The sequence below is a fragment of the Gaiella sp. genome, from assembly GCF_035558935.1.
Classification (GTDB): Bacteria; Actinomycetota; Thermoleophilia; order Gaiellales; family Gaiellaceae; genus Gaiella.
This window is the reverse complement of the sequence record NZ_DATMBZ010000043.1, coordinates 1-11981: the sequence shown is the minus strand read 5'-3', so window position 1 is coordinate 11981 and position 11981 is coordinate 1. Positions and strand designations below refer to the sequence as shown.

Genomic DNA, 11981 nt, shown 5'->3' with positions numbered 1-11981 from the left:
CGATGATCAGCGGGGCCAGGCGCGGATCGCCGCCGGCTCCTCGAGCGGCCCGGGCCAGAGCTGGAGGAGGATGCGCTCCGGCGACAGCTCCTCCCCCGACACGTCGTTGTCCGGATGCGCGTCCGCCGCGGCGAGCCCCGAATGCGAGGCGCGGAGGCGGAGCGGCCCCTCGGGCAGGTCGAACGAGAGCTCGGCCTCGGTCTCGCCCCAGCTGAGAACGCCGAGCGGGCCGGATCCCGAGAGCGAGACCTCGGTCACACGGTCGGCGTCCTCCTGTGGGGACGGCTCCTCGTCGTGGAGCTCGAGCGTGACCTCCACGGGATTGCCGTACATCGACGTCCCGACGAAGACGAAGCCCTCCCACGACTCGAGCGCGCGCTCGATCCCCGCGCGCGAGAGCTGGTCCGACGCCCAGGGCGCGTCGCCCCGCTGGAGATAGAACTGGCGATACCACGGGTTGACGACGACCGTTGCCGCCAAGACCTGCATGCGGCGATTCTGACGCCCGGTCGAGGAGAATGCGGCCGTGGAGCTCGTGATCACCGACGACGCCGAGGGCGCGGCACTCGAGGCGGCCCGGCTGCTCGCGGAGGTCGCATCCCGCGGCGGCGCGGTCGCGCTCGCCGGCGGATCGACGCCCAGGCGCGCCTACGAGCTCGCCGCCGGCCTGCAGCCGGATTGGCACAGCGTCGACGTCTGGCTCGGGGACGAGCGCTGCGTCGCACCGGACGACGAGCGCTCGAACCTGCGCCTCGTCCGGGAGTCGTTGGTCGCCCGGCTCGAGCGTGCACCCTCCTTGCATCCCGTCCCGACGCAGCTCGCACCCGGGGACGCGGCGGCCGCGTATGCCGCGTCGCTCCGCGGCACGACCCTCGACCTCGCGCTCCTGGGCATCGGCCCGGACGGGCACACGGCGTCGCTCTTCCCGCACGCGCCCTCGCTCGAAGCCCGTGAGCTCGCGGTCGCGACCGAGGCGGGCCTCGAGCCGTTCGTCGACCGCGTGACGCTGACGATCCCGGCGCTCGCCGCGGCGCGCACGGTCGCGTTCCTCGTCTCGGGCGCCGAGAAGGCGGACGCCGCCCGGCGCGCCTTCGGCGAGGCGCCGTCACCGGCCACGCCGGCCTCTCTCGTGCGCTCGGCGGACGGACGCAGCGTCGCGCTCCTCGACCGCGCAGCGGCAGCGGAGCTCGACCTTCCCGTCTGAGCCTGGCGCCCGACTCGAAGTCGGACGCCAGACGCCGCCCGCCCACCTTCGCGCCGGTTCGGTCTGCCCCACCCCGGCACGGTGTCCTCGGGGCTAGGTTGGAGCCGTGAGCGCGCGCCTGTTCTGGATGGGCTGGCTGTTCCACCTGAAGACGCTGACGAACTCGTTGTTCTTCGTCCTCGTCTCGGTGCTCCAGCCGATCATCTTCGCCTCGATCGCATTCTTCATGGTCGAGTCGGGCAGTCGGTCGGGCACGCTCCTCTACGTCGCGCTCGGCGCGGGCCTGATGGGCATCTGGTCGGCGACCCTGTTCGGCTCCGGCGGCGCGATCCAGTGGCAGCGCTGGCAGGGGACCCTCGAGCTGATGGTCGGCGCGCCGCCGCCGTTCGTCGCCGTCCTCCTCCCGCTCACCGTCGCGACGTCGACGATCGGGATCTACTCGGTCGTCGCGACGCTCGCCTGGGGGCGCATCTTCTTCGGTGCGCCCCTCGACTTCGTCCATCCGGGCGAGCTCTTCGTCGCGCTGCCCGCGACGATCCTGAGTCTCGGGATGCTCGGCCTCCTGCTCGCGTCGACCTTCATCCTCTACCGGAACGCGAACGCGTTCTCGAACCTGCTCGAGTACCCCGTCTGGCTCGCCACGGGCCTCCTCGTGCCGCTGACGCTGCTCCCCGGCTGGGTCGAGCCGATCGGGTGGGTGCTCTCTCCGACCTGGGGCATGCGGGCGATCCGCGAGGCGGCGTTCGGCGGGAACGCGTGGCCGGAAATCGCGCTCTGCGTCGGGCTCGGCCTGGTCTACGTCGCGCTGGGCGCGATCGCCCTCCGGAACTTCGAGCGCCTCGCGCGCAGCCGCGCGACGCTCTCGCTGACATGAACACGAGCCTCCGGGTGTTCTTCGTCGGCGGCGGGATCTCGTACCGCGCCCTCTTCAACTGGATCAACCCCGGGATCTACATCCCGACGATGCTCGGGGCGCCGCTCTTCCAGATCCTCTTCTTCACGTATCTCGGGCGGTACGCGGGCTCGCAGGACGACGCGTTCTTCATCGTCGGCAACTCGATCCAGGTGGCGGCGATGTCCGGGATCTACGGCATGACGATGGGCATCGCGAACGAGCGCCAGTACGGGACGCTGCAGCCGCTGCTCGCCACGCCCGCCAACCGGCTCGCGATCTTCACCGGCCGCGCGCTGCCGTTCGTGCTCAACGGCCTCTTCGTGTCCGCCTTCGGGTTCGCCGTGTCGTGGCTCCTGCTCGACTTCCACCCCGCCCCGGGGAGCGTCCCCGCCCTCGCGCTCGCCGTGCTCGTGACGACGTGCTCGTGCGTCTCGCTCGGGATGCTGATCGGCTCGATCGGGCTGCGCGCGCGCGACGTCTTCTTCGGCGCGAACCTCGTCTACTTCCTGATGCTGCTCGTCTGCGGTGTCAACGTCGCGCCCGACGACCTGCCCGGCTGGCTCGCAGCGATCGGAAAGTGCCTGCCGCTCACCCACGGGATCGAGGCTGCCCGCGAGATCGCGAGCGGCTCGCCGCTCGGCGACGTGGCCGGGCTGCTCTGGACGGAGGCCTTCATCGGTCTCGCGTACGCGACCGCCGCCTACGGACTCTTCCGCCTGTTCGAGACCGAGGGACGCCGGCGCGCGTCGCTCGAGACGTACTGACGCCGTAGTCTCCCGCCGTGGACGCGGGGCTCGCGGGACAGGGCGTGGTCGTCACCGGCGCCTCCGGCGGGATCGGCGCGGCCTGCGCACGCGCGTTCGCCGCCGAGGGCGCGCGGGTCGTCGCCCACTACCACCGCGGCGAGGAGCGCGCACAGGCGCTCGCCCGCGAGCTCGGGGGCGTACCCGTCGCGCAGGCCGACCTCACCGTCGAGGCCGACGTCGAGCGGCTGTTCGCCGAGGCGCGCGACGCCCTCGGCGCGGTCGACGTCTGCGCCGCGGTCGCGGGCGTCTACCCCGAGGAGGACGTGGCCGTTCGGGACCTCGACCTCGCCCGCTTCCAACGAACGATCGCGCAGAACCTCACCGCGACGTTCCTCACGGCGCGGGCCTTCCTGCGTGGGCTCGAGGGCCGCGAGAGCGGCGCGCTCGTCCTCGTCGGCTCGACCGCCGGCCGCTTCGGCGAGGCCGGCCACGCGGACTACGCCGCGGCGAAGAGCGCGATCCAGGTCGGTCTCCTGCTGTCGCTGAAGAACGAGGCGGCACGGCTCGGGCCGCGCGTGCGCGTCAACGCGGTCGCCCCCGGCTGGACCGTCTCGCCCATGACGCGGGGCCTGCTCGAGCCCGACGACGTCCGGCGGATCACGCGCACGATGCCGCTGCGCAAGGTCGCGCAGCCCGAGGACGTCGCGGCCCAGGTCGTGGTGCTCGCCTCGGAACGCCTGTCCGGTCACGTCACGGGCGAGCTCGTCACCGTCGCCGGGGGAATGGAAGGCCGCCTTCTCCACGCCGACTGACGAAGCCCGCTTCAAGGTTTGGTGGTTCCTGCCGATGGAGAGCTCAGCTCCAGGTCGGGAACTGACGGCAATCACTTCCAGGCCGACGAGTTGGAGAACGGGGCGGCGATGGCCGCCCCCTCTCCGTTCCGGGACGATCGCCGGACGGAGAGAGCGCCGACACGAGATGCCCCTGTCGGGTGATACGCCGCCGCCGAACGGCCGCCGATCACTGCTTCGCTCACCGGACGCCGCTCGGGCGCGAGGGGGGACTGGCTCGATCGAACGAGCCCGGTCGTGTCGGAGCGGGGCGCTGGCGGCAGCCCCGCTTCGCCCGATCTTTCGCCTCTAGAGTGGCCGCGTCGTGAGCCGATTCCTCGACCGCCTCGCGAGCGGCCCGCCGCTCGTCGCCGACGGAGGGACGGGCGCGCTTCTCTCCGGCGCCGTGCACGGGCTGCGCTGCCCCGAGGAGGCGAACCTGCGCTCGCCCGAGAGCGTGGTTGCCGTCCATACGAGCTACATCGCGGCCGGCGCCGAGCTGATCGAGACGAACACGTTCGCAGCCAACCGCCGCAAGCTCGCGCGCCTCATGCTCGACGACTCGTTCGAGGAGATCAACTCAGCGGGAGTCCGGCTCGCGCGCGAGGCCCGCGAGGTGACGGGCCGCGACGTCTTCGTCGCGGGGTCGATCGGCCCGCTCGGCGAGCTCGAGGTGTTCGACCCCGCGGAGCACGGACCGCTCTACGCCGAGCAGGCCCGTGTGCTGGAGGGCCGAGGAGTCGACCTGTTCATGGTCGAGACCTTCTTCGACCTCGAGGAGCTCGTCGTCGCCGTGGAGGCCGTGCGCGGAGCCTCGTCGCTCCCCATCGTCGCGCTCCTGACGTTCGACGACGAGGCGGAGATCACGGGCGGCGTCGGCGCCACGGCAGCGGCAGAGCGGCTCGCCGCGCTCGGCGTGGCCGCGATCGGGACGAACCACGGCGCCGGGCCGACCGTCGCCCTGCGCGCGCTGCGCGGCATGCGGGGGCCGGGGCTGCCGCTCGCCGCCCTCCCGAACATCGGCCTCGCGAGCGTCGTCGGCGGTCGCGTCGTCTATCCGCACTCGACGCCGGACTACTTCGCCGAGTTCGCGGTGCAGGCGGTCGGGCTCGGCGCGCGGATCGTGGGCGGCTGCTGCGGGACGACGCCCGCGCAGATCGCAGCCGTCCGTGCGGCGTTCGAGGCCGGCCGGGCCCCGAGGGCCGCGATCGAGGTAGACGAGCCGGAGGTCGCGCTGACGGTCGCGCGTCAGGAGCCGGAGAGCGGCCTCGCACGCGCCTTCCGGGAGGGCGAGTGGGTCGTGTCCGTCGAGCTCGACCCGCCGAAGGGTGGGTCGCTCGAGGGCCTGATCGACGTGGCGCGGGCAATCCACGCGTCGGGTCACGCCGGCTTCGTCGACGTCAACGACAACCCGATGGCACGGGCGCGGATGAACGCGCTCATGACCTCGGCGACGCTCCAGCGCGAGACCGGCATCGAGGCGATCCCGCACGTGACGCCGCGCGACACGACCGTGATGGGGCTCGAGGGCGTGCTCCTCGGCGCGCACGCCGAGGGCATCCGCAACGTGCTCGCCGTGACCGGCGACCCGCCCCACGTCGGCGACTACCCCGGCTCGCGCGGCGTCTACGAGGTCGACTCGATCGGCGTCGTCCAGCTGCTCGCCGGCCTCAACCGTGGAGAGGACTACGTCGGCAAGGGCCTCGACGCGCCGACGTCGTTCTTCATCGGCGTCGCCGTGAACCCGTCGGCGGCCGACCTCGAGCTCGAGCTCGAGCGATTCCGCCGCAAGCTCGACGCGGGGGCCGAGTTCGCGATGACGCAGGCGCTCTTCGAGATCGAGTTGCTCGATCGATTCGTCGAGCGCCTCGGCGGCGAGTGGCCGATCCCGGTGCTCGTCGGCGTCTGGCCCCTCAGAAGCCACGCGATGGCGCTTCGGCTCCACAACGAGGTCCCGGGGATCAGCGTTCCCGACGAGGTGCTCGGGGCGCTCGGCGACGCAGGCCCCGACGCTCCCTCGGTCGGTCTCGAGCTGGCCCGCGAGCTCGTCGAGGGCTCGCGCTCCCGCGCACAGGGGATCTACGTGATCCCGCCGTTCAAGCAGCCGCTCGGGGCGCTCGACCTGTTCCGCTGAGCCGGATGGTCTAGGCTCGCCCGAAGCGTTCGGAGGGAGACAGGTGCTGCGACCCGCTGACGCTGCGGCAGGCAGGCCCGACGCGGGTGCCTCGGCATGATCGCGGCACAGCCCGACACGCGCGCCCCTGCCGCCCTCGACTCGAAGGCCGCGCGGTCGGCGTCCGAACGGGCCCGCGTGTTCTTCGAGCGGCCGGTGAAGCAGCGGGGCCAGGAGACGTTCGCGTTCGACGACGCCGTGCTCGCCGACCCGGGCGTGCGGTCGGCGCTCGTCTCGACCTGCGCCGGCAAGTGCGCGTACTGCGAGACGCCGCTCGCCGAGCAGGCGATGCTCGTCGACCGGTTCCGGCCCGCGAGCGGGGCCCTGGCCCTCGACGGGACGCTCAGCCCCGACCACTACTGGTGGCTGGCCTACGCCTGGGAGAACCTCTACCCGAGCTGCGCCGAGTGCCAGAGCCTCAAGGGCGCCCGCTTCCCCGTGCGCGGCGAGCGGGCGGTACCGGGAACGACCGGTGAGACGCTCCGCGACGAGCGACCCCTCCTGCTCGAGCCACGCCACGACGATCCCGAGCAGCACCTCGTCTACGCCGAGGACGGCTCGGTCGCCTCTCCCACGGAGGAGGGGCGTGCGACGATCGAGATCCTCGGCCTGAACCGCGCCCAGCTCCTCGCGTCCCGCAGCGACGCTCTCGCCCAGGTGCGCCGCGAGTGGGAGGAGACGTCCGCGCAGATGGCGTCGAAGGCCGGGCTCGACCCGCTCGCGTTCGACCGTCTCTTCGACCGCAGCGTGCCCTTCTCCGCGCTGCGGCGACAGTTCTTGAACGCGTGGGCGCAGGGACGCCGCGGCGAGCTGGACCAGGCGCTGCAGGCCGCGCCGGAGGGCCCGTCCTCGGTGGCCGAGGTCGCCGGCGACCTGCCGGTCGTCACGCAGGCGGAACGCAAGCGGGTGAAAGGCGCCTTCGACCGCGCCCAGGTGGCGCAGGACTCCTACTCGCTCGCGGGCGAGGCGAATGCCAGCGTCGACTACTTCCGCCGGACGCGCCGGATCGAGCGGATCGAGGTGCGGAACTTCAAGGTGATCGGCGAGCTCGATCTGAGGCCGCCGAGCCTGGCGTCGTCCACTGCCTCGGCGCCGTGGCTGATGCTGCTCGGCGAGAACGGGTGCGGGAAGAGCTCGCTGCTCCAGGCGGTCGCCCTGACGCTGATGGGGGCGAACGAGCGCGACGCGCTCGGCCTCGACGCGAGGACCTACGTCCGCAACGGGACGCGCAGCGGCTTCGTCCGCGTCCACCTCGCCGGGAGCCCGGAGCCGATCGAGCTGCGCTTCTCACGCCGAAGCGAGCGGTTCGTGGGCGGCGAGGACCCGAAGGTGATCCTCCTCGCGTACGGCGCGACGCGGCTCCTCCCGCGGCGCGGCGAGCAGGCGCCGCCGATGTCGTCGCTCGCCCGCGTGCGCAACCTCTTCGACCCGTTCTCGCCGATCGGCAACTCGACCGACTGGCTGCTCTCGCTCGACGACCCGACGTTCGAGGCGATCGCACGGGCGCTCAAGGGGCTGCTCGACCTCGAGAGTGACGACCGGCTGATCCGCAACCGCCGCGCGGGCCGGGTCGACGTCGAGGCGTTCGGGCTGCGCGTCCCGCTCGAGCACCTGAGCGACGGCTACCAGTCGGTTGCCGCGCTCGCGACCGACCTGATGATCTCGCTGCTCCAGCAGTGGCCGACGGTCGAGGCGGCCGAGGGCACGGTGCTGATCGACGAGCTCGGCGCGCACCTCCATCCACGGTGGAGAATGCGGATCGTCCCGAGCCTGCGGCAGGTCTTCCCGCGCGTCCAGTTCCTCACGTCGACGCACGATCCTCTCTGCCTGCGCGGCCTCGGCGACGGCGAGGTCGTCGTGGTCAAGCGCGACGCGGGCGGCGAGGTCGTCGCGGTCACCGACCTTCCCTCGGTCGCCGGGCTCCGCGTCGATCAGCTCCTGACGTCGGAGCACTTCGGGCTCAACAGCACGATTGACCCGGAGCTCGACGCGCTCTTCGCCGAGTACTACCTCCTCAAGGCGAAGCCCCACCCGACGGCCGCCGACAGGCGCCGCCTCGCAGAGCTGACGACGCGACTCGACGGGCTCGACGTCCTCGGGACGACGCGCCGCGAGCGCATCGTCTACGAGGCCGCCGACGACTACCTCGCCAAAGCAGCCTCGCTCGGAGATCCCGGCGACCGGCTCGAGCTCGAGGAGGCGACGAAGCGTCAGATCCGCGAGATCTGGGAGAACGCACAGAGGGGGAAGCGCGTCGGGTGATCAAGGTCAAGCTCCCGAAGCCGCCGCCGGACCTCGTCACGAAGGGAGCGGAGGAGCTCGCCGACGCGCGGATCCATTTCGGCAGCGCGGCGAACGAGGCCGGCGAGGCCGCCTTCGAGTTCGGCGCATACAAGCTCGCGTCCGTGAAGGACGTGCTGAACACGACCTTCAACTTCAAGTGCGCGTACTGCGAGAGCTCGATCGAGGCGACGCAGCCGCTGGACGTCGAGCACTTCCGTCCGAAGAGCGGCGTCCTGGTCGGCAACGACCTCGTGTGGGGCGTCTACTTCTGGCTCGCCGCACGGTGGGGCAACCTGCTCCCGTCGTGCACCGACTGCAACCGTCCGCGCAAGCAGGTGCTTCCCGACGGGACCTCGCTGACGCTCGGGAAATCGAACCAGTTCCCGATCGGCTCGGAGGCGAAGCGCGCCGCGAAGGAGGACGAGGAGAAGGGCGAGGCGCGACTGCTCGTCCATCCGTGCCTCGACGACCCGACCAAGCACTTCGCGTTCGAGCCCGACGGGATCGTGAGCTGGAAGACGAAGAAGGGCCGGGAGTCGATTCGGGTCTACGCCCTCCTGCGGCGCGGCCTCGTCAGCCAGCGGAAGGAGCGCCAGCTCGAGATCCGCACGCACATCTCGATCGCGCGCGGGCTCGCGCGGAAGCTCGCGTCCGATGGCCCCGACCCGGACCTCGCGGCGATGCTCGCGGAGGAGATCGACGCGCTCACCCGCTTCGTCGAGCCCGGTCAGGAGTACAGCGCGATGGCGAGGTCGATGATCGAGCCGGTCCTGGAGGAGCTGATGGGATGACCGCCGACCCGCGCACCTATGACTATTCGCAGCCGACCCGCACCTGCGACGTCGTGATGAAGGGCGGCATCACGAGCGGTGTCGTCTATCCGCACGCGCTCTGCGAGCTCGCACGCACCTACCGGTTCGCGAACGTGGGCGGCACGTCCGCCGGCGCGATCGCCGCGGCAGGTGCGGCCGCCGCCGAGCACGGGCGCGAACAGGGCGGCTTCGAGAAGCTCGCGGCGCTCCCGGAGTGGATCGGCGGCGGCGAAAACCTCGTCGGCCTCTTCCAGCCCTCTCCGGGCACCCGGTCGTACCACCGTCTTCTCATGTCGGGCCTCGGCCGCACCGGCGCCGGCAAGTGGCTCCGCATCGGAAGCGCCGCGCTGCGGAGCTTCCCGCTGGCGGCGGCGCTCGGGCTCGCTCCGGGCGTCGCGCTCGTCGTGCTCGCGCTCTGGACCGGCTCGGGTGCGCTCGCGGTGTGCGCCGTCGTCGCCGGCATCGTGCTCGCACTGCTCGGCCTCGCGATCGCCCTCGGCCTCCAGCTCGGCGTCGGCCTGCCGCGCGCGCTCGGCCGCAACCGGTTCGGCCTCTGCTCGGGGCTGTCACCGGAGGGCAGCGCGACCCCGGCCCTCACGCCGTGGCTCGCGGCGCTGGTCGACGACCTCGCGGCGAAGGACGGCGACGGCCCGCTGACCTTCGGCGACCTTCGCGCGAAGGGCATCGAGCTCCAGATGATGACGACGAACATCACGCATCGCCGGCCGCACCGGATGCCGTGGGGAAGCCGTGAGCTCCTCTTCGATCCCGACGAGCTCCGGCAGCTGTTCCCGGAGCGGATCGTTGCCTGGATGGAAGAGCACCCGCCTCCGCTCGGCGCCGGCCGGGACGCCGAGAAGACGAAGCGACGGCTCGACGCCCTGCACCCGCTGCGCCCCTTCCCCGCTCCCGACGACCTTCCGGTCGTCGTCGCCGCGCGGATGAGCCTCAGCTTCCCACTCCTGATCAGCGCCGTCCCGCTCCACGCGCTCGACATGACGCGGACGCACGTCCGTGACGCGGTGGCGGCGGTCGAGGACGGCCGCCCGCCGGCGAAAGAGCTCGTCGCCGAAGTCTGCTGGTTCTCCGACGGCGGGATCGCGAGCAACTTCCCGGTCCACTTCTTCGACGCGCCGCTTCCCACGCGGCCGACGTTCGCGATCGACCTCGACGGCTTCCACCCCGACCACCCGCGGCGGCCCGACGAGGCGGCGAACGTCTACCTCCCCTCGTCGAACGTCGGCGGGCTGCTCGACAGCTGGCACCGGATCGATCCGAAGCCCGGTCTCGGCAGCCTCACGGGGTTCGTGAGCGGAATCGTTCGCACGATGCAGAACCACGTCGACTCGGGACTGACGCACCAGCCGGGCTACCGGGACCGGATCGTCCACGTCCACACCGCGCCCGACGAGGGCGGCATGAACCTGACGATGCCGCCAGACGTGATCCGGGCTCTGACGCTGCGCGGGCAGGCGGCCGGCCGGGCGCTCGTCGAGCGGTTCGCCGAGACCCCGGGCACGTCATCCGGCCTCTCGTGGGACAACCACCGCTGGGTGCGCTACCGCAGCACCCTCACCGCGCTCGCGGCACAGCTCGAGGAGCTCGCGAGCGCCTGGCGAGCGCCCGCCCCGGGTGACCGGTCGTACGCGGAGCTCGTCGACCGTCCCGACGACGTGGGCCCGGCGGGCTACCGCTTCTCGTCGGACGGGCAGCGCGCCCTGGCCCTGGCGCTGACGCGGCTACTCGCCGAGGCGGGCGAGCGCTCCGACGAGGCCGAGACGCCGGTCGACCGGGGCTCGCCACGCCCGGAGCCCGTTGCACGGATCGTTCCTGGCGACTGAGCCGGCCGGTGTCCGACTTCGAGTCGGATACCGAGCGCCTAGCGCGCGACGCAGGCCGTCGAGAGCGCCGGCCCGACATTCTCGACCGCCTTCTGCACCTGCTCGTTCGGCACGGCGAAGCCGTCGTCGGACCCGCGGCGCGCCGCGAAGACGGTGCCCAGCACCTCGCCGTTCGTGTTGACGATCGGCCCGCCGGAGTTCCCGCTCCGGACATTGCCTCTCAGGGCGACGACCGGTCGGCCGAGCTCGAGCCGGCCGTAGGCGTCCCGCGCTCCGACCTTCGCCGTCCGGCCCATCCGCACGGCGGTGACCCGAAACGGCCCGTTACCCGGGAAGCCCAGCAGCGCCGCAGCCTCGCCGCGCTTCGGGTCGGCGAACGTGAGCGCTCGCCCGCGGAGCCCGGGGAGACGCAACACGGCGACGTCGTTCCGCGCGTCGAACGAGACGACACGCGCGCGGCTCGTTCGGCCCTCGCCCCGGTCGACGAACGGTGACTCGACGCCGGCGACGACGTGGGCGTTCGTCACGACGTAGCCGGGCCGGACGATCCACCCAGAGCCCTCGATCCCGAGCCCGCAGGCGAAGCCGCGCACCCGTACGACCGACTGGCGCGCGGCGCGGACCTGCGGATCACGCGCGATCGCCGGGTCGGGAGCATCAACGCCCGCCGCGGGGCCGACGATCGTCGCGAAGGGATCGATACCGCCGACCGCGTCCATCACTCGCTGCGGCGGCAGCGCCTCGGTCAGGGCCGAGACGACCTTCGACTCCTGCGCGAGCTGGCGCAGCTCCGTCTGTCCGGGGAGGTACAGGAGGACGGCGCCGACCGTCCAGCAGACGGCGAGACCCGTCGCAGCCCCGAGCACGATGCCGCCGGCCGAGTCGACCATGCGCAGCGGCGGCACGACGGCGAGCGTCCGCCGGGCCGAGCGGCCGGCGAGCCCGCCGAGGGACTGCCCGAGCATCCCGCCGATCGCCGCTCCGCCGAGCGCGACGAGTGGGACGTACGCGCTCCCGTCGCCGACGACGCCCGGCGCGACGCGCGCGCCGAGAAGCGCCCCGAGCACGAGCCCGAGGAGCGACAGGAGCCCGGTCACGAGCCCGCGTGCGAACCCGCTGATCGCCGCGAGGACGATCACGAGCACCGCGATCCAGTCCGCGATGTTCACGCATCCAGTCTGCCGACGCCGTCGCACG

10 protein-coding genes are annotated in these 11981 nt (G+C 72.4%); 8 read left to right on the top strand and 2 right to left on the bottom strand.

The window, feature by feature from the left end:
• Positions 1 to 6: 6 nt before the first annotated feature.
• Positions 7 to 489, bottom strand: a complete 483-nt coding sequence (locus VNM44_RS04355) for a hypothetical protein (RefSeq protein WP_325623019.1) — start codon at positions 487 to 489, stop codon at positions 7 to 9.
• Positions 490 to 526: 37 nt separating this feature from the next.
• On the opposite strand from VNM44_RS04355, the gene pgl reads away from it, so the two are divergent.
• From pgl to VNM44_RS04315, 8 genes are all read left to right on the top strand, one after another.
• Positions 527 to 1204, top strand: a complete 678-nt coding sequence (pgl, locus tag VNM44_RS04350; RefSeq protein WP_325623017.1) for a 6-phosphogluconolactonase — start codon at positions 527 to 529, stop codon at positions 1202 to 1204.
• 106 nt (positions 1205 to 1310) lie between these two features.
• A complete protein-coding gene (locus VNM44_RS04345) occupies positions 1311 to 2078 on the top strand; it encodes an ABC transporter permease (protein WP_325623015.1) in 768 nt (255 codons plus the stop codon).
• Positions 2075 to 2863, top strand: a complete 789-nt coding sequence (locus VNM44_RS04340; RefSeq protein WP_325623013.1) for an ABC transporter permease — start codon at positions 2075 to 2077, stop codon at positions 2861 to 2863. Before VNM44_RS04345 ends, VNM44_RS04340 begins: the two co-directional genes overlap by 4 nt.
• 17 nt (positions 2864 to 2880) lie before the next feature.
• The gene (locus VNM44_RS04335; protein ID WP_325623011.1) at positions 2881 to 3657 is read left to right on the top strand and encodes an SDR family NAD(P)-dependent oxidoreductase; all 777 of its coding nucleotides are present in this window, start codon (positions 2881 to 2883) and stop codon (positions 3655 to 3657) included.
• 343 nt (positions 3658 to 4000) lie between these two features.
• The gene (locus tag VNM44_RS04330) at positions 4001 to 5809 is read left to right on the top strand and encodes a bifunctional homocysteine S-methyltransferase/methylenetetrahydrofolate reductase (protein ID WP_325623009.1); all 1809 of its coding nucleotides are present in this window, start codon (positions 4001 to 4003) and stop codon (positions 5807 to 5809) included.
• A gap of 96 nt (positions 5810 to 5905) precedes the next feature.
• Positions 5906 to 8110, top strand: a complete 2205-nt coding sequence (locus tag VNM44_RS04325) for an AAA family ATPase (RefSeq protein ID WP_325623007.1) — start codon at positions 5906 to 5908, stop codon at positions 8108 to 8110.
• Positions 8107 to 8922 carry a hypothetical protein gene (locus VNM44_RS04320; RefSeq protein ID WP_325623005.1) on the top strand — a complete coding sequence of 272 codons (816 nt, stop codon included), beginning with the start codon at positions 8107 to 8109 and terminating at the stop codon, positions 8920 to 8922. The genes VNM44_RS04325 and VNM44_RS04320 overlap by 4 nt, the downstream gene beginning before the upstream one ends.
• Positions 8919 to 10784 carry a hypothetical protein gene (locus VNM44_RS04315; RefSeq protein WP_325623003.1) on the top strand — a complete coding sequence of 622 codons (1866 nt, stop codon included), beginning with the start codon at positions 8919 to 8921 and terminating at the stop codon, positions 10782 to 10784. Before VNM44_RS04320 ends, VNM44_RS04315 begins: the two co-directional genes overlap by 4 nt.
• Before the next feature lie 38 nt (positions 10785 to 10822).
• Here the strand turns inward: VNM44_RS04315 and VNM44_RS04310 are convergent, their stop codons facing one another.
• The gene (locus VNM44_RS04310) at positions 10823 to 11953 is read right to left on the bottom strand and encodes a MarP family serine protease (protein ID WP_325622999.1); all 1131 of its coding nucleotides are present in this window, start codon (positions 11951 to 11953) and stop codon (positions 10823 to 10825) included.
• Positions 11954 to 11981: the final 28 nt, after the last annotated feature.